Origin of the sequence: Liquorilactobacillus uvarum DSM 19971 (genome assembly GCF_001434935.1) — a bacterium.
GTDB lineage: Bacteria > Bacillota > Bacilli > Lactobacillales > Lactobacillaceae > Liquorilactobacillus > Liquorilactobacillus uvarum.
This window is the reverse complement of sequence record NZ_AZEG01000003.1, coordinates 53188-72670: the sequence shown is the minus strand read 5'-3', so window position 1 is coordinate 72670 and position 19483 is coordinate 53188. Positions and strand designations below refer to the sequence as shown.

20 protein-coding genes are annotated in these 19483 nt (G+C 36.7%); 3 read left to right on the top strand and 17 right to left on the bottom strand.

Annotated features, from left to right (window positions below):
• Positions 1-30 precede the first annotated feature (30 nt).
• From FD20_RS02260 to rnz, 5 genes are read right to left on the bottom strand one after another with little or no spacing between them, the layout of a single operon-like run.
• Positions 31-549, bottom strand: coding sequence for an adenine phosphoribosyltransferase (locus FD20_RS02260; RefSeq protein WP_057735963.1), 519 nt, complete (start codon positions 547-549; stop codon positions 31-33).
• A 13-nt stretch (positions 550-562) separates the two neighbouring features.
• Entirely contained in the window at positions 563-2875 is a 2313-nt protein-coding gene (recJ, locus tag FD20_RS02255) for a single-stranded-DNA-specific exonuclease RecJ (RefSeq protein ID WP_057735962.1), read from the bottom strand.
• Positions 2876-2901: 26 nt separating this feature from the next.
• Positions 2902-3249: a lipopolysaccharide assembly protein LapA domain-containing protein gene (locus FD20_RS02250; protein WP_057735961.1), complete on the bottom strand. Its 348-nt coding sequence runs from the start codon at positions 3247-3249 to the stop codon at positions 2902-2904.
• Positions 3250-3274: 25 nt separating this feature from the next.
• Positions 3275-4084 (bottom strand): SDR family NAD(P)-dependent oxidoreductase, encoded by an 810-nt coding sequence (locus FD20_RS02245; RefSeq protein WP_057735960.1) that lies wholly within the window; start codon positions 4082-4084, stop codon positions 3275-3277.
• Positions 4085-4097: 13 nt separating this feature from the next.
• On the bottom strand, positions 4098-5036 hold the full coding sequence (gene rnz / locus FD20_RS02240) for a ribonuclease Z (RefSeq protein WP_057736059.1): 939 nt from the start codon (positions 5034-5036) through the stop codon (positions 4098-4100).
• 237 nt (positions 5037-5273) lie between these two features.
• Here rnz and FD20_RS02235 point away from each other — a divergent pair, with 237 nt between their 5' ends.
• Positions 5274-5558, top strand: coding sequence for a hypothetical protein (locus tag FD20_RS02235; protein WP_057735959.1), 285 nt, complete (start codon positions 5274-5276; stop codon positions 5556-5558).
• A 529-nt stretch (positions 5559-6087) separates the two neighbouring features.
• Here the strand turns inward: FD20_RS02235 and FD20_RS02230 are convergent.
• Together FD20_RS02230 and obgE are read right to left on the bottom strand one after the other, a co-directional pair.
• Complete coding sequence (locus FD20_RS02230) at positions 6088-7998, bottom strand: acyltransferase family protein (protein ID WP_057735958.1); 1911 nt, start codon at positions 7996-7998, stop codon at positions 6088-6090.
• A 49-nt stretch (positions 7999-8047) separates the two neighbouring features.
• Positions 8048-9358: a GTPase ObgE gene (gene obgE, locus FD20_RS02225; protein WP_057735957.1), complete on the bottom strand. Its 1311-nt coding sequence runs from the start codon at positions 9356-9358 to the stop codon at positions 8048-8050.
• 348 nt (positions 9359-9706) lie between these two features.
• Between obgE and FD20_RS02220 the strand changes: the two genes are divergently transcribed.
• Complete coding sequence (locus FD20_RS02220; RefSeq protein ID WP_057735956.1) at positions 9707-10618, top strand: cation diffusion facilitator family transporter; 912 nt, start codon at positions 9707-9709, stop codon at positions 10616-10618.
• Between the two features lie 9 nt (positions 10619-10627).
• Here the strand turns inward: FD20_RS02220 and uvrC are convergent, their stop codons facing one another.
• The 3 genes from uvrC to FD20_RS02205 form a co-directional block, all read right to left on the bottom strand.
• Positions 10628-12406, bottom strand: a complete 1779-nt coding sequence (uvrC, locus tag FD20_RS02215) for an excinuclease ABC subunit UvrC (protein ID WP_057735955.1) — start codon at positions 12404-12406, stop codon at positions 10628-10630.
• Positions 12407-12585: 179 nt separating this feature from the next.
• A complete protein-coding gene (locus FD20_RS02210) occupies positions 12586-13323 on the bottom strand; it encodes an amino acid ABC transporter ATP-binding protein (RefSeq protein ID WP_057735954.1) in 738 nt (245 codons plus the stop codon).
• The gene (locus tag FD20_RS02205; protein ID WP_057735953.1) at positions 13316-14776 is read right to left on the bottom strand and encodes an ABC transporter substrate-binding protein/permease; all 1461 of its coding nucleotides are present in this window, start codon (positions 14774-14776) and stop codon (positions 13316-13318) included. Before FD20_RS02205 ends, FD20_RS02210 begins: the two co-directional genes overlap by 8 nt.
• A gap of 228 nt (positions 14777-15004) precedes the next feature.
• Between FD20_RS02205 and FD20_RS13960 the strand changes: the two genes are divergently transcribed.
• A complete protein-coding gene (locus tag FD20_RS13960) occupies positions 15005-15136 on the top strand; it encodes an SPJ_0845 family protein (RefSeq protein WP_268871929.1) in 132 nt (43 codons plus the stop codon).
• Positions 15137-15275: 139 nt separating this feature from the next.
• Here FD20_RS13960 and FD20_RS02200 read toward each other — a convergent pair whose 3' ends face one another.
• From FD20_RS02200 to rsfS, 7 genes are all read right to left on the bottom strand, one after another.
• The gene (locus tag FD20_RS02200) at positions 15276-15575 is read right to left on the bottom strand and encodes a nucleoside triphosphate pyrophosphohydrolase family protein (protein ID WP_057735952.1); all 300 of its coding nucleotides are present in this window, start codon (positions 15573-15575) and stop codon (positions 15276-15278) included.
• A gap of 13 nt (positions 15576-15588) precedes the next feature.
• The gene (gene yihA, locus FD20_RS02195) at positions 15589-16179 is read right to left on the bottom strand and encodes a ribosome biogenesis GTP-binding protein YihA/YsxC (protein WP_057735951.1); all 591 of its coding nucleotides are present in this window, start codon (positions 16177-16179) and stop codon (positions 15589-15591) included.
• Positions 16180-16337: 158 nt separating this feature from the next.
• Complete coding sequence (gene rpmF, locus FD20_RS02190; protein ID WP_057735950.1) at positions 16338-16517, bottom strand: 50S ribosomal protein L32; 180 nt, start codon at positions 16515-16517, stop codon at positions 16338-16340.
• A gap of 88 nt (positions 16518-16605) precedes the next feature.
• Complete coding sequence (locus FD20_RS02185) at positions 16606-17139, bottom strand: YceD family protein (protein WP_057735949.1); 534 nt, start codon at positions 17137-17139, stop codon at positions 16606-16608.
• 79 nt (positions 17140-17218) lie between these two features.
• Positions 17219-18367, bottom strand: coding sequence for a nucleotidyltransferase (locus tag FD20_RS02180; protein WP_057735948.1), 1149 nt, complete (start codon positions 18365-18367; stop codon positions 17219-17221).
• A 13-nt stretch (positions 18368-18380) separates the two neighbouring features.
• A complete protein-coding gene (locus tag FD20_RS02175) occupies positions 18381-19121 on the bottom strand; it encodes a class I SAM-dependent DNA methyltransferase (RefSeq protein ID WP_057735947.1) in 741 nt (246 codons plus the stop codon).
• A 1-nt stretch (position 19122) separates the two neighbouring features.
• Complete coding sequence (rsfS, locus tag FD20_RS02170) at positions 19123-19479, bottom strand: ribosome silencing factor (protein WP_057735946.1); 357 nt, start codon at positions 19477-19479, stop codon at positions 19123-19125.
• Positions 19480-19483: the final 4 nt, after the last annotated feature.

Below are 19483 nucleotides of genomic sequence, written 5' to 3'. Positions count from 1 at the left end.
TCCACCCTTCTTCGTGTGCACAGAATAATTCTAATAATGCATTAAGGTCAACACATCATAATCTTTTATCTTTTCATGACCTTTTAGTTCATCAAGCTCAATTATAAATGCACATCCGACAACAATTCCACCCAATTGTTCGACCAAATCAATGGTAGCTCCGATAGTACCACCTGTAGCTAGTAAATCATCGGTCACCAAAACATGTTGCCCAGGCTTAACAGCATCTTTATGCATATACAGCTCAGCTGTTCCATATTCCAAGGTATAAGTTGCTTTAACTGTTTCGCGAGGAAGTTTTCCCTTTTTACGTGCCGGTGCAAAGCCCACACCAAGTTCATAGGCCACAGGGCAGCCAACAATAAATCCACGTGCCTCAGGCCCTACGATCATTTGAACACCTTTATCACGTGCAAACTGTACTATTTGTGCTGTCGCCTGCTTATAAGCCTCACCATCGGCCATTAAGGGGGAGATATCCCGGAAAATAATACCCTTTTCTGGATAATCCTGTATGCTGGACACATATTTTGTCAAATCTAATGCCATTAAGAACGCTCCTTTAGTTTTCAACTGTCATGTGCTTGAGAACCCACCGTTTCAACTCATCAGTTTTGCTTGCCAATAATACATCTTCGACTTCAATCAATTGCTGCCTAGAGTGATAGCTGGGCGTCTCCTTCAAATCAACAACTTGATTCTTGCTATATCCTGTCATTAATCCATTATCCATTTTAACAAATCCCACTTCAAAAAACACCTGCAACATGAAAATCAACAAATCCTTTTTTAACTTAAGGTAATTTGCTAATTCAGGCAGTTTCTTTTTTATATCAATTTTCTGATGTGTCATGACAAAACGATAAACTTTTGCAAAATCTTTTCTCGTGGGCATTCCGTCTAAGTATACGGGATGGTATGGATAAAAAATCATTGTTATTTCTGCAGCCGAAACTTTCTTTAGCACTGCTGCAAGTACATCCAATGAAGGCGGACAATCAACAAAAATTAGATTTGTCGCTTCATATCCATCATTTACATTGCCTTCTGCTATTATCTTATCCGCTGATGCAGGAAGATAGTCCTGCAATTGATGATATACTTTTTCACTGAAAAAAACATAGGTTCCAATTCGTTTAAACATTGTTTTTTGCAATTTATTTGTCCGCATATCAATCAATGGGAATCCTTGATATGCAAAATCAGAAATCAAAATCTGTGGTTTTACTTTGCCTCTCCATACATTCTGACTTAACTGACCCACGAATTTTAAAGGGTTACTATCAGAAACAATGCAACTACCTTTTGTGCCTACTGAAAATGCAAGTGCATCTATCTTCTTACCTTTTTGTCCTAATGAAAGTTTTAAATGATTTTTTTTCTTCCCAATTAATTTTGTTTCATATATTTTATAATCAGAAAAAGCAAAAATAGGTTTTGGATTTCCATTACCATAAGGTGCTAGCAATTTTAAATCGTTAATCAATTTTTCATCAATCTCGCTAAATGATAATTTAGCTGCTATTTTCAAGCTTGGTTTTTTAATCTTGTCTAATTCTTGTTTTCTGGCTTCCTGATCAAGAACATTCTGAAATTCATCAAGTTTATTCAAAGAAATGGTTAGGCCACAAGCCATATGGTGACCACCAAAAGTATCCATCAGTTCCCGATGATTATTCAAAGCTTCATACAACTGGAAAGCTTCAACAGATCTTCCCGATCCCTTTGCGTTTTCTCCAGTGACACTTAAGACAATTGAAGGTCTTCCAGTCTTTTCAACTAGATGACTAGCAACGATACCCAAAATACCTTCATGCCAATCTTTTTTATAGACTACATTGACAAGATGTTTTTTTTGGCCTTTTAATACACTAATTGCCTCAGTTGTGGTTTTTTCAACTAAAAGTTGGCGCTTCTGATTCAGTTGTTGTACCTCTTGCGCCAATGTTTGTGCAGTTTCCTCATCCAAAGTTGTTAATAGCTTAACCCCCAATGATGCTGTCTTTAGGCGCCCCAATGAATTGAGTCGTGGCGCTATCGCAAAACCAATGTTTTCTTCGTTTATCATCGATTGTGTTAATCCAGCCGCTTTAAACAAAGCTTCAAGACCAGGACGTTGCGTATTCTGCAGCATTTTTAACCCAAAAGTAACTAATGCCCTGTTTTCAGCAACCAGAGGTACTAAGTCAGCCACTGTCCCGATTGCGACTAAATCTAGCATTTCTTGAGGAACCTCATCAAGTAAAGCACACGCTAATTTAAAAGCAACCCCAACACCAGCTAACTGTCCAAAGGGATATCTCTGTCCAGGATATCTAGGATGAATAATTGCATACGCTTCCGGTAATTTTTGCGGTAACTCATGATGATCAGTAATAATTACATCCACATTTTGATTGTTGGCATATTGCACCGCATCAAAACCTGAGACCCCATTATCAACTGTTAAAATCAGTTTTGTCCCATCTTCGATCAGTTTTTTATAAACACTCTTGTTTGGTCCATAACCATCCTTAAAGCGATCGGGAATATAATATTCAATGTTTGCCCCAAGTTGTTCCAATGTTTCATAAATCAACGTTGTACTCGTAATACCATCTGCATCATAATCACCATAAACAACAATCTTTTGTCCGCTTATAATAGATTTTTGAATTCTTTCGACAGCCCTTTGCATGTCGTGCATTAAAAAGGGATCGTTCAACTCTGTAACTTCTGGATTTAAAAAACTTTTTATCTGTTCTGTAGTATTGAAACCCTTATTTATTAAGAGTTGCACTACTAAAGGCTTTAAATTTGTTTCTTCAGATATTTTTTTTACGTTGCCTTCAAAATCAGTTGACGCAAATTTCCAAGCATAATGTGCCTCAAACAAAGAATCAACTCCCATTTACTGCATTACTAATCTGTTTGCGATTTTTTTGTACTGCGTTCATTCATTTTACGCTGATATTCCGCTGTAACTGTTGCCAATTTTTTTTCGTAGCGTTTTTTCTCGTTATCCTTTATCTCAGCATTCTTTTTCTGACTTTCCTTAAGTTCAGACTTCAAACGCAAAGTCGTTACTGTAGACATCAATACTGTTATAAGGACACCTAATAGGACTGAAACAACAAGCACTAAAACTAAAGGTAAGCTAAATTTCCAAAAGCCAAAACTAATTTCAATTGACTGTGTATTAAGTAAAGCAAAAATAACAATTAATAATGCAACCACTAATGCAGTCAAAAGACGACCCTGATTTTTCATGTTGAACACCCCTTGTATTCAAATTTTATTTTTTATTAAATAAGTTTCCTGCCAAGTAGTCCCCTACCCAAGGACAAAATTGATAAAAGTGATACATAGCTTGGAATACGTACGGTAAATTTAATTCACGACGTGAAGTTCCGATCGCTTTCACTACTTTTTCCGCCGTCTCTTCAGGGTCCAAGACAAACAAACCAACATTTTCTAAATAATGACCACTCTTGTCAGCTATATTGAAAAAATCTGTCTTTATAGGACCCGGATTAACAGTCAAAACGCTTATGCCTAATGGCTTTAATTCCAAGCGCAAAGCATTAGAATATCCTAAAACTGCCGCTTTTGTAGCAGAATAAACAGCCGATTTAGGCGTTGCTATTTTACCAGCGACAGAAGCAATATTGACAATTGCTCCACGTTTTCGAACCGACATTTTCAATGCCGCATATTTTGTCATATACATCAAACCCAAAACATTTACTCTGAACATTTTTTCAGCGATATCCATTTTAAAATCAAGTGCATTTTCCATTAAACCGAATCCCGCATCATTAATTAAAACATCTATTGGACCTAACTCATTTTCAACCTGCTCTATCACTTGTTCAATCTGTTCTGGCCGAGCAACATCTAGTTCCATAGCTGTTGAAAGCCTGCCTGACAACTCTCGACATCTTTGGCTAACAACTTCCAGACGATCCATTCGTCGGGCACACACCACCACGATAGCTCCTCTTTTAGCCAATTGATAAGCAATCTGCTCACCTAAACCTGAGGAAGCACCTGTGACAATTGCTATTCGATTCCGTAAATCTTTCAAATACTTATAATTCTGCATTTTGCCTAACCTCCTATTTTTTCGAAAAGGGAATTTTAAAGACATCAAAATCATTTGCCAATTTAGTATTCTTAAAAATTATTTTTGCATCTTTTTCAAGTAAGCGTGCTTTTTGACCAACATAGCGTGCAGATATATGTGTTAAAATAAGTTTTTTAACATTACATCTGCTTGCAACTTGAGCTGCTTGAACACATGTAGAATGGTAATAATTATAAGCAAGTTGGGCCTCATCTTTAGCAAAAGTACTCTCATGCACTAAAACATCTGCATTCTGAGCCAGTAAAGCAATATTATCAGTCTGGCGTGTATCTCCCAAAATTGCTATGATGCGTCCTTTTTTTGGAGCTCCCAAATAATCTTGACCTTTAATAATACGCCCATCCTGAAGTGTGATAGTTTTCCCAGCTTTCAACTGTCCATATAAAGGGCCGGATGGAACATTATCGGCCCGTAGTTTAGCAACCATTAATTCTCCCGGATAATCTTTTTCTTCGATTCGAAAACCAAAGCATTCAATACGATGATCTAAATGTTTAGCAATTACTCTAAACCGTTCATCTTCGAAAATGTTTTTTTCTTTGTCCAAAACAACAAAGTTTATTTTATAAGATAATTTGGTTTGCGATACGCGCATAGCTGTCTGGACAAAATCCTGCACCCCTTTTGGGGCATATATTGTCAGAGGTTCATTTTTTTGAGCCCCTTGAAAAGATCGACTGCTCAAAAAACCAGGCAATCCAAAAATGTGATCGCCATGCAGATGAGTGATAAAAATTCGGTTTATTTTACGCGGACGAATCGTAGTCCTTAAAATTTGATGCTGAGTTCCTTCACCAACATCGAAAAGCCAAACTTCATTGATCTCTTCGAGTAATTTCAACGCAATTCCGGTTACATTACGTGATTTTGCTGGAGATCCAGCGCCTGTTCCTAAAAATTCTAATTCCATACTATATTCCAATCTATTAGTCATAGCATGCTGCAAAGCCATGATGACTATTTTTTAATTAAATTACCAGATTAGTACAACCAACTTCATAACTCTATCCATAACAAAGATTGTACCCTATCCAAAATTATACGCTAACTTCCAGCTAAAATTCCAATCGGCTTGTTTACATCCCCGCCGAATATTATAATATCATCATAAACTGGCAGTATACAAATATATTAAGGAGATTAATAAATGCGTCTGGTAGATTTTAAACTTTCACTTGCAGATTTAAAAAGTGATTTCAACACTTTCTTTGAGTCAAAAAATAAACTGCTTCCCATTAGTTCAATTAAAAAAACATCACAAAACATTGTACTTATCTCATCTACCACGGACAAGCCTTTAACACTTGGTCAGTTAAAAAAATTGCTTTCTTCATTCTCAGATGAACGTTTGGCAGTCAGTGTCGCTTCTGAAAACCAGACACATTTGATCTTTGGTTACAGACTGACTCAAGCACAAATTATTTTTTCATAAAAAAGCTTGGTAAAGAATTAGAAAAAGAGTGTGTAGAAGTCAAAGCTTTGATAATGCTCATATTATGTAGTATGATGCAAAGCCTTTTAGAAAAGTCTCAGGACATGCGGAACCCTATCCGTGATTCACTTGCAAATAGGACTCTGCTTATTACTTTGACGACTCCTGCTTCTATTATTATTTTTGCTTGGCAGATTGTTAAAAGAAAATCAATCAGATGCAACTTAACATTGCATTTCTTTTTATTCCTTGATAAAAAAACACTAACCAAACAAAGTACTAGTAGTTAATATAACGCTGCATAAACCTATAGCGTAAAAAACAGCATTGTACTTGGAAACTGACCAATAAAAAAGCCATTGCTTGCTCATAACTCTGCCCCTAACAGTTATAACACTTAAAACTAGAGGTAAGAAAGATTAGCTTACAATGACCACCACTGATAATTATCAAAAATTTTCGTAACAATAAATCTATCGACTCTGCTCACGGGAGATTAGTCATACATATACATTGGAAAATGGTGCCCTTATTCCAGTATGCTTTTAGCAATATAAGTACTGTAATAATTCAACCCATATTCGTTTGGGTGTACATTGTCATCATAGAACCAGTCTGAATGATTTTTACTGTACGTATACCAATCAATAACTTTTAAATTATGATACTTCTTTGAGGCCATACTCAGTGAACCGTTAACCTGATCCTGCCAACGACGTGTCGGAACGTGCGTATTAATCCAGTATACTTTTCTTCTACTGCCGACAATGTCCATAATTGACTTCAGCTGATCATCTGAAAAAGGACCATTCGTTCCAATGCTTAACAGGACAGAATCCGCTAACTTTCCACTGTTAGCCAAACTTTGAAGTACCGCGATCGCATCTGGCATCTGACGCCCAACCTTCGCATCAATATACATTTGCGGGAAAAGATCCTGTAATTTTACTGATCCATCAGCCAATACTGAATCACCTACAGCCGTGATATTCAACGATTGAGCTTTCTTTTTCATTGTTTCATTTAAACCGCCCGGAACTGTGGGTTTGCTTTCATCACTAGCTTTATATTCAGTTTTATTTCGGATCTTAGAAGAATTCTCTTCTCCCTGCTTCAAACCCTTTTTCTTACCTGTTTCCGATGCATCTTTCTTATTATTTTCCGCAACTTTCTGCTCGTTTTTTTGAATAGTAGCCTGTAACTTCTGATCACCCTCAACGGCGCTTGCAGCCGGTTGCTGAACTGCACCTAAAAGCGCAAGGAAAACAATCACTAACGCTCCTGTACCCCAAAGCCGCTTCCAGCCGTAATGTGAATTCTTTTTAAAAAATTCCAGTACCGTATCTTTTGTGTATGCATAATTGAAATGTTGTAATGGTCGTTCAATATACGTATACGAAAGATGACTGACAACCACTATGATTATAATTTCAATAAATGCATTTAACCAAGGATGACCCGCAATGTTGGTAACACGTGCTTCATAAAAAACCATTACTGGGTACTGATACAAGTATATCCCATAGCTTCTCTTACCTAACCAAGAAAATAAACGGTTGGTCATCAAACCATCCATATCCGCACCTGGATGAGCAACGGCAGCTATAAAAATTGCTGAAAGTAACGAAAAGAAAAACATTCCTCCATGATAGGTCAACGCACTTTCACCAGGCATATTAAAGAACATCCATATAATCAATATTAGCGAGATAATCCCCGCGATATTCAAGGTATGTTTTGCTACATTAGGAATTTTTTTCTTTAACGACGTGCTTGGCCACAAAATAGATAACGCAGCACCCAATAAAATAGAGAACATTCGAGTATCAGTTCCATAATAAACACGTGATGGATCTTGACCTTCTTTATAAAGCACAGCCATTAGAAGTGCAGAGAGAAACGCTCCGATAAAAACAACATCAAAAATAGGTTGTTTTTTCCGGATAACAACCCATAAAAACGTTAAGAGCAAAGGCCAAAATAAGTAAAATTGGCCTTCAATTGAAAGAGACCATAAATGCGTAAACGGCGATTGCGGACCAAACTTATCAAAATAAGATTCGCGATGAATAACTTGAAACCAATTATAAACATAGACAAAATTTGTTATCATGATTTGACGAATATTTGTCAGTAATGACCTCTGAAACAACGTGATATAAGCAACTGTCACAAAAATCATTGTTACCAATCCTGGATAAAGCCTCTTCACCCGTCGCTTATAAAATGCTAAAATATCTATTCGTCCATTTTGTTGTAATTCTTGATTCAATAAATCTGTAATCAAGTAACCTGACAAAACAAAGAAAATGGGGACACCCAAATAGCCTCCTTGAATATTATAAGGCATTAAATGGTAAAATATTACCCCCATCACAGCTATAGTTCGAATACCATCAAAACCGTTAATATAACGGCGCTTTTTTAATTTCCTATCCATCCTTTAATCAACCTCAAAGTTTAAAAACAATTTGGATATCATCCCATGATTATTCAATAAATTCAAACGTAAATTTATTAATTCTTACAAGATCGCCTGGTTTAGCACCTTTTTGACGCAGAGCATCATCTACACCCATTCCCCGAAGCTGACGTGCAAAACGCATGACACTTTCATCATGATCAAGATTTGTCATCTTGAATAACTTTTCAAGTTTTTCGCCACTTAATACCCATGTTGCATCAGGTTCTCGTGTAATTGTGAAAGGTTCTTCATCACTTCCCTGATAAACATACTCAGCAACTTTATCTTCTTGTTGCTCCCGTTCTGCCAAGGTTGGAAAAGCGGGTGTTTTATCAAGGAGAGACGCCGTTTTAAGAAGTAGTTCTTTCAGGCCCACATGTGTAATAGATGAAATTTCAATTATTTCTGGCGCTTCCTTCAACGTGTGATCATTTTCCATTTCTTTTTTGAATTCTTTCAAATTTTCCTGTGCGTCTGTCAGATCCATCTTACTTGCAACAATTATTTGCGGCCTTTCTAACAGAGTACTATCATAACTGAGTAATTCCTGACTTATTTTAAGAAAGTCAGTATACGGATTCCTGCCATCTGTACCACTCATATCAATTACATGCAAGATAACTCTTGTTCTTTCAACATGACGCAAAAATTGAATTCCCAAACCAACACCTTGAGACGCGCCCTCAATCAATCCTGGCAGGTCGGCCATCACAAAATCACGACCATCCTCTAAGCGTACCATCCCTAAGTTTGGGACTAAAGTTGTGAAATGATACTCCGCAATTTTAGGTCTAGCACTAGTAACAGCTGCAAGCAAAGTCGATTTTCCAACAGAGGGAAAGCCAACTAGGCCAACGTCTGCAAGTACTTTTAATTCAAGTTTTAAAACACGTTCAATCCCAGGTTCACCATTCTCCGCAATTTCTGGAGCCGGATTTCTTGGGCTTGCAAAATGGATATTTCCACGACCACCGCGACCACCACGAGCAACAACTAATTCATCACCGTTGTGCAACAAATCACCTAAGACTTCTCCGGTTTCAGAATCCATCACAGTCGTGCCTTCCGGTACAAAAACGTACAGATTTTCAGCACCTCGTCCGTACATTCCCTTTATCATACCTTTTCCACCACTTTTAGCCTTAAAATGACGATGATATCTGAAATCCATCAAAGTATGCAGGCCTTCATCAACCTTCAGTATAATACTGCCGCCTTTTCCACCATCACCACCGGCGGGTCCGCCATTTGGAACATATTTTTCTCTTCTAAAAGCAACCATTCCGTCGCCACCATCTCCGGCTTTAACATTTATTTTCACCTGATCTACAAACAATTAAACAACTCACCTTTCTTTAGATGGGGGACTTGATAAAAAATTATCATTTTCAATTTCTTTAATTAACATAGTTAAGATTCCATATTTCTAGACAATTAATCATAAACCGCCTTGCATCACTATAACAGTTTTCACCTGCTCGGTCAAAATTCAAACATTTAACAATAAAATACTTTAAGTTATTTTTCACAAACAAACATGCTAGTGTTTGCTTTGATTAAAAAATATTCTATAATTAATTGTGTAGAACTTCATCAGTTCTTATTCAGACATGTTTTATTTTGATTTTAAACAGTTTCATTCTTATCTTCTCTAACAAAAATATTATCAAGGAGCTTTTTGCCTATGCAACAACGCTATCAAAATTTAAAAATTGCTCAAAGAGGTGTAATCATAAGCCTCATTGCTTATATTACATTGTCGCTTCTGAAAATTACAATAGGTCAAATAAGCCACTCAGAAGTATTGCTGGCTGATGGGTCCGGCAATGTCACAGATATTTTTTCGTCATGTGCAATTATGATTGGTTTGCGTTTAGCTCAACGACCTCCTGATGAAGATCATCAATATGGACATTGGCGTGCAGAAACACTAGCAACGTTAATAACTTCCTTTATCATGCTACTAGTCGCGCTTAGCGTGCTTTATTCTTCTGTTACCGATATTGTGTTTGGTAAAAAAGAAGTTCCTGACATTTACGCCTTATTCGTTGGATTGTTTAGTGGCAGTGTTATGTTCGGTGTTTACTTGCATAATTCATACCTCGCAAAAAAAATCAATTCTGCTTCACTGCTTGCAATTGCAAAGGATACTCGTAATGATGCTTTGACTAGTTTTGCAACATCTATTACAATCGTTGGTGCCAATCTTAAAATGCCTTGGTTGGATGGTGTCGTAGCTCTGCTTATTGGTCTTACTATTTTAAAAACTGCTTACAATATTTTTTCTGATAGTGCTTTTTCACTGTCTGATGGTTTTGATGATGATCTTTTACTCAAATACACAGATGCGGTCAGAGAAATTCCCGGAGTTGAATTGGTTCACAATATCCAAGGCCGTTCATATGGTGCAAATATTTTTGTAGATATCATCATCTGGGTTGATCCACAGATGTCTGTCCGTGAAAGCCACCATATTACCGAAAAAATTGAGAGTTTGCTACGCCGAAACTTCGGTGTCCTAGATACAGACGTCCATGTAGAACCTTGGGACGTTGACTATGAACCTATACAGCCCAATGAGCTGAATAGTCATTAACTTAACAAGCTAGTGGCTTTTTTTAAGGCTAATTTTAATAGTTTGTGCCACCTTTTTTGAAATTCCTGCCTCTTGAATATCATTTACGGTTGCCGTCTCTATTTTTTTCATTGATCCGAACTTGCGCAACAATTTGATACGCGATTTTGGTCCAACCCCTGGAATCAGATCTAATCTTGAAGCTAAAGAGTTTTTGGAATGCGTTTTGCGGTGAAATGTAATGACAAACCGGTGAACCTCATCTTGAATCCTTTGCAACAAATAGAAGCCCTCACTTTTTGGATCAAGCTGAACTTTCATAAACTCGTCATTCATCAAATCAGCTGTTTTGTGATGTTCATTTTTGACCATACCAGCTACAGGTATTTTTTGGCCTAATTCATTTTCAAGAACATCTCTTGCAGCTTCAATTTGAATCTCAGCTCCATCCATCAAGATCAAATCTGGAAGCTGAACATGTTCTTTCAGCAAACGTGTATAACGCCTCCTGATAACCTCACGCGTACTTGCAGCTTCATCCGCATGCTCAACCGTCCGCAATTTGTACTTGCGGTACTCACTTTTATCAGGTCGACCATCGATAAAACACACCATTGCAGAAACAATATCTGCTCCTTGAATGTGCGAATGATCAAAAGCCTCAACTCGATGTCCCTTAGGAAGTCCTAAGACATTCATAATTTGATCCATAGCACCAGTTGTTTTTCGATCATCAAGCTCAAGCAACCTGAACTTTTCTTCCAATATTAAACGAGCATTCTTTTCGGCAAGATGCAGAAGCTCTTTTTTTTGACCTCGGTAAGGTGTTCGAACAGGTCTATTTAAAATATCAGCCAAAATATTTTTATTTAAAGTTTCAGGAACCAAAATTTCTTTAGGCATGACATTATTTTTTCTATTATAAAATTGTAGAATAAACGACTCCAATTCTGCTTCCGGAGTATCAATGCAAGGAAATATTCTCTTTTCGCGTTTTATCAGACGTGCTTGTCTTATAAAAAAAACTTGAATAGATATCCAGCCCTTATCCATGTAAAAATTAAACAAATCGCGTGGTGTATTATCATTTGAAATAATTTGTTGTTTTTCAACTGTAATTTCAATGTAATGGATTTGGTCCCTAATCTCAGCTGCCCTTTCAAAATCCAAACTAACAGATGCTTGTTTCATTTTGTTAGTTAACGTCTGTTTGATTCTGCCAACATTTCCGTTTAGAAAAGATTTTATCTTTCTAATTTGATTGCTATATTCCTCAGGTGAAACTTCTTTAAAACATGCTCCTAAGCATTGCCCCATATGATAATACAAACAAGGACGTTTTTGATAACCATTGCAGCGTCGAAGTGGATAAACCTTTTGTAGGAGTTGCATCGTCTCTTCAGCAGCATAAACATTCGGATAAGGTCCAAAATAATAGCCACCATCTTTTTTTACTTGACTGACAATTTTTATCGTTGGATCTTTTTCGTTAGTTATTTTTATATATGGATAACCTGTGCCACGTTTCAATTTGATATTATAATAAGGTTTATGTTTTTGAATAAGTGTTATTTCAAGTAAAAAAGCCTCTTTGTCAGTTGAAGTTATAATTGTTTCAAAATCTCGTATTTCAGCGACCAATTTTGCTGTTTTACCCTCGTGAACACTTTTAAAATAAGAACGTACCCTGTTTTTTAAATTTTTAGCTTTCCCGACATAAATAATTTGACTATTGATATCCTTCATCACATAGCAACCTGGCAGATCGGGTAATAACTTTAATTTCTTTTCAATATGCATCGTTGCCATTTTAGAACATCCCCTCACTGTGTAATTACTCTCATATTATATTACAGCCTTTCTCAACTTTATAGAACGAAAAAGCATTTTGCAATAAAAAACAACACTTTAAAAAATAAAAGCATTGTTTTTTTATGCTATTTGTGTGTTCAACTAGATAATATTTACTAATACGCTAACCTTAAATTCTAATTTAGAATTTTGGATAAGAAATCTTGGGCTCTTGCTGTTTTAGGTGTTTTGAAAAACGTCTCTGGAGTCCCCTTTTCTTGAATACATCCATCTGCCATAAACCAAATTTCATCTGCTACCTTCTTAGCAAATCCCATTTCATGTGTAACAACAACCATTGTCATTCCAGATTCTGCTAGATCCTGCATAACTTTCAAAACTTCACCCACCATTTCTGGATCAAGTGCTGAAGTCGGTTCATCAAAAAGCATAACTTCTGGGTTCATAGCTAGAGCTCTTGCAATCGCGACACGTTGCTGCTGACCACCTGAAAGGCTTTGCGGATACTGCTCGGCTTTATCTGCAAGTCCAACTCTCTCCAAAAGTTTTTCTGCCTGCTGAGTTGCTTCAGCATCAGCCATTTTCTTTACTCTGAGAGGAGCCAATTTAATATTTTCAATAACATTCATATTAGGGAAAAGATTAAAACTCTGAAAAACCATTCCCATTTTTTCGCGAAGATTATTCAGCTCTCTTTCACCAATACCCGTTAAACTATTGCCTTCAAACAAAACTTTTCCTACAGAAGGTTTCTCAAGTACGTTCAAGCATCTCAAAAATGTGCTTTTCCCAGAACCTGAAGGCCCGATCACACAGATTACCTGCCCCTTCTCAACATTCTCGCTAATATTTTTAAGAACCTCATTGTCACCAAAGGATTTTCCTAAATTTTGAACTTCAATTAAATTAGGCATGTTTCATCTTCCCTTCAAAATATCCTAACACTTTAGACAAACTAAATGTCATCAGAAAATATATAACCATTGCAATGAAAATTGGAATGACACCCTTATATGTTGCAGATTGAACTAACTGCATTTGATACATCAAGTCGGTCACACCGATAATCGAAACAATAGAACTTTCTTTAATCAAAGTCACAAATTCATTTCCTAAAGCTGGCCAGATATTTTTCAAAGCTTGTGGAATAATAATGTAACGATATGTTTCTTTTTGAGACATTCCTAGACTTCTTGAAGCTTCTGTTTGTCCAGAAGGAATGGATTCAATACCTGAACGAATAACCTCGGCAACATATGCAGCAGAGTTCAAAGAAACAGCTATAATCCCTGCAACTAAAGCTGGCAATGATTGAATAACCGCTCCAATTCCAAAATAAACAAACATAACTTGGACCATCAAAGGTGTTCCACGAACAAATTCAATGTACGAAACTGCCAAACCATGCACCAATTTATTATGCGATAATCGCATGAGTGCAAACAGTGTTCCAAGCACAAAACCGAAGAAGACTGAAACTACTGTAATTATCAGCGTATATTCGATCCCCTTAGCGAAGTACGTCCAGTAATTCATCATTGAATTTTTTTTGCTATTTGTAGTCATATTTTTAGCAGCAGCCGGAATGTACTCTTTGTTGATTAGATTGTCTTTTTTTATCTCATCAATCGTTTTATTCGCTGCTTCCACGAGGCTGTCCGCACCCTTTGGAAACCCAATCGCTGAACCTGTCTGACTAGCATCAATATCGAATCCTGGATTAATAACTTTCAGAGTTCGATTATTCTCAGCAAACGCCTTAGCAGTCGCCTCTTCCATTGCAACACCGTTTACCTTATGAGATTGAAGAGCTATTACTAAATCATTTAGCTTGGCCAGTCCTTTAACATCATTGCCCTTCATTTGCTGCTTAACTAGTGAATATTGCAGCGAACCTGTCTGTGCACCAATCGTTTTCCCTTTAAAATCTTCAATCTTTTTAAAACGTGCAGCATCGCTTTTGTTGATGAGCATGTATTGATTTCCAGTATAGTAAATTTTAGAAAAATCAACACTTGTTTTCCTTTCAGGTGTAGGATTCATACCTGCAATCACCATATCGACTTTGTGTGTTTCTAATGCAACTAAAAGTGAATCAAAATTCATGTTCCTAATTTTTAATTTGACACCGATATCTTTAGCAAATTTTTCTGCAATTGAGACATCCAATCCAACATATTTTGTTTTACCATTCTCTTTTGAAGTAAACTCGTACGGTGGATAATCGGCACTCGTCCCCACAACCAATGTACCTTTGTCTTTTACTTTCTGTAGATAATTATCACTTGCAGCTTTCACGTGTGTAAAAGGTATAATAAGTGCTAATAAAAAAATAATTATAAATAAAAAAAACTTGTTTTTCTTCATGCAGTCGTTCTCCTTCTTGAATAATGCTAGATATCACCAGGAAAAAGTATACCTCACTGAGAATTATTATGCAATAAAATCCTCAAATAGGTATTTTTTATTCAAAAAAATGATAATACTAACTTTTTATGCATCAATTTAATTTATTGAAATATATTTCAAAAACTGTTAACCTTGAAAGTATCTAAACAGAACTATACATTACCGATAAGGGAGTGATTTACCACTATGGGACTTACAATAAATCGTCAAAATCAGTTAGACAAATTATTTGAAAAACTTGCAGTTGATCCTATTGAACCTCCAAAGAAAAAATCAAAAGATAGCGAGAATGCAAAGAAAGAACAGAAGAAAAAGTAATTAGACACAGAATTAGTAATAATTTTGTTGTAATAAAAGAATCTCAAGCAAGGCTTATAACCCGCTTGAGATTCTTTTATTAATTATTTCTAACATTCAATAATATTGTTTGCTATATGTAGCCTAAACCCCAGCTTCTTTACTTGCCTTGCGAAAAGCCGTGTGGGTAACGTTTATTCAGTGTTCTAATGTTATCTTCAGCGACTTCATCAAAGGGTATATCCGCCCATGCTGCAATCTGAGATAGATACCAAAGCACATCTCCTATTTCATGTACCATCTCTGAACGATCTAAATCTTGTCCTTTAAAAGTGTAGTTTTTAATCAAATCAATTAACTGTCCGCTTTCCCCCGCCAGTCCCAACGCGCAGTTCGTTAGAACCTGTTCATTACCATATAGTGTTCTTTTAGCAGCCTTTTGATAATCATCAAATTCCATCACTGTCACCCTTTCAATTTTGCCCTGTCATCTTTTCAATCCAAGCCCAAACTGAATCTTTTCCAGTCTTGTCAGTAGCAGAAAACAATGTAAAATTGTCTTCGTTCAAAAAACTTATTTTTTTCAATGTACTACTCGTCACTTTATTCCATTTTGAACGTGGAACCTTGTCTATTTTTGTACCAACAGTCAAAACAGGCAACTGGTAGTAGTGTAAAAAATCCAGCATTTGGATGTCTAATTCAGTAGGATCGTGTCGAGCATCAATCAGTGAGATTACACCCTTAAGACTGGGACGCTTTGTTAAATACGTTTCAATCATTCGGCCCCATTTATCACGCTCTTTTTTTGAAACTTTGGCGTACCCATACCCCGGAACATCAACCAAAAACAATTTTGATTCAACATTATAAAAATTGAGTGTTTGCGTTTTTCCAGGTTGACCAGATGTTCGCGCATAGCTTTTACGCTCAATTAAGGTATTGATTAGCGATGACTTTCCGACATTAGAGCGGCCGACCAAGGCAATTTCTGGGAAACCTTCATCAGGATATTGTTCTGGTCTAACTGCACTTATTGTCAGTTCAACATTGTGCACTTTCATCATTGTTGCCTCCTTGCCTTGATAAATTCTACCACAATTTTTGCCTTAGTCTCCACTAAAACATTAAAAACTCACTAAGCACATATTTATGGTAAAAAAAAACATTCCACGACATATAAGTCTGGAATGCTACTATTTCATTGTAATCGAAGTTCGTCTTACTTTGAAATTTTAACGACTTCTTTGTCACCATAGTAACCACAACTTGAACATACATGATGTGATTTTCTTAACTCACCACAATTTGGGCAAGCGCTCATTCCTGGCACCTGTAGCTTGTAATGTGTACGGCGTAATCTTTTACGTGTCTTTGAAGTTTTACGTGCTGGTACTGCCATTGACAGCCACCTCCTTTAAATTAATTATAAATTATTCAACAAGAAGAATTGTACTTTGTATTCGCTAAATTTGCAACCATCCGCTGACTCATTTATCAGTTTTAAAAAAATCCTTTAATTTTGCCATCCGGGGGTCAACACCATCGCCATCATTACGTTGACTGTCTTCCTCTGATAGGTTCCAATCGGAACCGCGCAAATCTGCCGCATGCTGTTTCTCATCCTCAGTTAGAATCTTCATCGGAATATGTAGCAAAATGTTATCCTCCACGATTTGACCCAAGTCAATAACGTCATTATCTAAAATAATCACAACATCATTATCATCAAATCGTTCCATATTAGACTCATAATGGCTGATATAATATTCACTAGTATTAAATTTAAGCGGTATCTTGACCGGTTTTAACGATCTCGTTGAAGGCACCGTCACGCTAACCGTTACCTCCAAATACCCCAACAAACCCAAGCTATCCATCGAAAACAGACCGTGGACATGTGCCGGTGAAATAGCAAGAATATCCTTGTTTCGCTCTTTAATCGATGCTGTAACATCAACCATTGTATCAATATGGAGAGGCTTTGCTCCCTTTTGACTCAACTCACTCAGAGACCACTTCATACAAATCTCCTCCTAATACAACAACCGTAATTATACCTGTCTCGCAAACCAATGTCAACGTTTATTCCTTGACAGCTGCTTATTCAAAACGCAGTGGAACTTGTCTCAAATCTTGCGTCATACCATTTATTAAGGAATATACAGTCCCTGCACGATAATCAACTCGCATAAGACCTTCCTTATTATTTTTATCAACCTTTGTTATTATGGGATAACTGCAGTTCTTTTTTATTTTATTCAAATGAAGTCGTCCTTTACCACTAAAGCCCAACAGTCTGATATAAGGATGCTCATCAACCTGTTTGACTTCCTCAGGAGTGACCTGTATGAGTATAATTACTGCTAAGCGCGATAAACGAGTATAAGTATAGCGTTTTGATTTAACCGCTTTGATCCAATCATCAAATTTTGCATTTTCAGGAAGTCGCTCCATCTGCTGCTTTACTCGATATTCAAGTCCCTCTGAAACATCATATAGTTGCCCTATTTTCTTTAAACTGCTTGTCTTGATTTGATATTGTAACAACGGCCAAAAATTCTTCCAAGAAATTATTCTCTCATTAGCCAAAGTAGCATAGGTTACAACAGGAACATATTTTTTTATTTCTTTCTTGCTTTGCATTTCAAGTTGCTTTCTAATTGCGGATGCACTAGCAATATGCTTTTTTTCCTTTAAAAAAAGATCATGATGTCCAGCTACCACTCGCTGAATTGGCATCAGCTGAAACGGAGAACCTAATTTTCTATTTGCTTTTGCATATGCTAGTCCCAAAAGATCATTGGGCTGGTCAACGCTATATCCTAATTTTTCACGAACTGCTCGCTGATATGCGGCTGCAAAAGACTCATTATATTTAGCAAAATCTCCATGAACATCCAATGTTTTTTTCGCCATCAAATCAAAATTGTAAGTGGCATGTTCTGCACCGAAGAATAATTTCTGAACACCTAATTCCTTCAAAATTTTTATCGCTCCCAGCGCAAATCGATCGGCTGGCTGAACACAAAAAACAAGCGGTAATTCCACAATTAGATCAACACTAGCTGACAAAGCTTGCTTTGCACGTGTCCACTTATCAACACATGCCGGCTCCCCTCGTTCCAAGAAGTTTCCACTCATAGCAACAATGATCGTAGCATCAGAAAATTGAGCACGCACTTGCTTAATCTGATAGAGATGTCCATTGTGAAAAGGATTATATTCGGCAATTATTCCAATTACTGTCACTACATTTCGCTCCCTATGCTTTATGGCAAACAAAGAACCATCTATCCGTTGTTTCAGAAAGCTCAGCGCTCCCAAAATCACCAAATTTTTCTACGTTTTCAAACCCTGCGGCATCCAACAATTTCAAATATTTGGATAGTGTGTACGTCCGTTCATAATGTGTTTCACTTAAGCGTGCATATTCGTTATTTTGTTTATCATACACAAAAAAATTTAGAATATGAGTGACACTATGTGGTTTTCCCCCACTATAGGACTGCCATATAAAGGCCTGTTCATTGTCTGTATAATTGTACATATAACCAGGATAAACGACATCTGTCTGATAAGGAGAGATTACATCAAAGATAAAGTCCCCTCCCTTTTGCAAATGCTCATACACTTGACTAAAAACTTTCAGCATATCGTCTTCATTCTCCAAATAACACAAAGAATCCAAACAGCAAGTGATAACATCGAATTTTGCTAGTTCACTCAAATCGAGCATATCAGTTTCAATCAAAGGAACTTTAACTTTTTCGTCTCTTGCACGTTTTTCAGCCAAAGCCAGCATATCAGTGGACAAATCTGCACCTGCAATATTGTAGCCTTTTTTGGCAAATAAAACAGCCAATCTTCCTGTTCCACATGCAAGATCAAGAATTTGAGCTGACGAAATCATTGGAACCTGTTCTTCAACTAACGAACACCAGCGTGTGTATATTTCTGGTTCCATTAAATCATCATATAATTGGGCAAAAGTTGTATAAATCATCTTAATCCGTTATCCAATCAGTGAGGTTAACAAGCGGTGCTTCTGACCAAAGCTTCTCTAAATTGTAAAAATGCCGTGTTTCTGTTTTAAAAACATGTACAATAACATCGGACAGGTCTATCAATATCCATGTCCCACTATTTTTTCCTTCAATTTGCTTAATCGTAACTCCATTTTCCTCGGCTTTTTCTTCAATCGTATCGGCAATTGCTTTTACCTGACGTTCTGAATCGGCCTGCATAATCACAAAATAATCGGCCACATAACTTATCTTTTGAACATCAAGTGCAACAACATCTTCAGCCATTTTACTATCTGCTGCTTCAACAACTACCTTTAAAATATCTTTGCTATTCATCTAA

Excerpts from the sequence above, each read along its gene's own strand:
- FD20_RS02260 (WP_057735963.1), bottom strand. The coding sequence starts at position 549 with ATGGCATTAGATTTGACAAAATATGTGTCCAGCATACAGGATTATCCA.
- FD20_RS02250 (WP_057735961.1), bottom strand. The coding sequence starts at position 3,249 with ATGAAAAATCAGGGTCGTCTTTTGACTGCATTAGTGGTTGCATTATTA.
- FD20_RS02245 (WP_057735960.1), bottom strand. The coding sequence starts at position 4,084 with ATGCAGAATTATAAGTATTTGAAAGATTTACGGAATCGAATAGCAATT.
- rnz (WP_057736059.1), bottom strand. The coding sequence starts at position 5,036 with ATGGAATTAGAATTTTTAGGAACAGGCGCTGGATCTCCAGCAAAATCA.
- FD20_RS02235 (WP_057735959.1), top strand. The coding sequence starts at position 5,274 with ATGCGTCTGGTAGATTTTAAACTTTCACTTGCAGATTTAAAAAGTGAT.
- FD20_RS02230 (WP_057735958.1), bottom strand. The coding sequence starts at position 7,998 with ATGGATAGGAAATTAAAAAAGCGCCGTTATATTAACGGTTTTGATGGT.
- FD20_RS02220 (WP_057735956.1), top strand. The coding sequence starts at position 9,707 with ATGCAACAACGCTATCAAAATTTAAAAATTGCTCAAAGAGGTGTAATC.
- uvrC (WP_057735955.1), bottom strand. The coding sequence starts at position 12,406 with ATGGCAACGATGCATATTGAAAAGAAATTAAAGTTATTACCCGATCTG.
- FD20_RS02210 (WP_057735954.1), bottom strand. The coding sequence starts at position 13,323 with ATGCCTAATTTAATTGAAGTTCAAAATTTAGGAAAATCCTTTGGTGAC.
- FD20_RS02205 (WP_057735953.1), bottom strand. The coding sequence starts at position 14,776 with ATGAAGAAAAACAAGTTTTTTTTATTTATAATTATTTTTTTATTAGCA.
- FD20_RS13960 (WP_268871929.1), top strand. The coding sequence starts at position 15,005 with ATGGGACTTACAATAAATCGTCAAAATCAGTTAGACAAATTATTTGAA.
- FD20_RS02200 (WP_057735952.1), bottom strand. The coding sequence starts at position 15,575 with ATGGAATTTGATGATTATCAAAAGGCTGCTAAAAGAACACTATATGGT.
- yihA (WP_057735951.1), bottom strand. The coding sequence starts at position 16,179 with ATGAAAGTGCACAATGTTGAACTGACAATAAGTGCAGTTAGACCAGAA.
- rpmF (WP_057735950.1), bottom strand. The coding sequence starts at position 16,517 with ATGGCAGTACCAGCACGTAAAACTTCAAAGACACGTAAAAGATTACGC.
- FD20_RS02185 (WP_057735949.1), bottom strand. The coding sequence starts at position 17,139 with ATGAAGTGGTCTCTGAGTGAGTTGAGTCAAAAGGGAGCAAAGCCTCTC.
- FD20_RS02175 (WP_057735947.1), bottom strand. The coding sequence starts at position 19,121 with ATGATTTATACAACTTTTGCCCAATTATATGATGATTTAATGGAACCA.
- rsfS (WP_057735946.1), bottom strand. The coding sequence starts at position 19,479 with ATGAATAGCAAAGATATTTTAAAGGTAGTTGTTGAAGCAGCAGATAGT.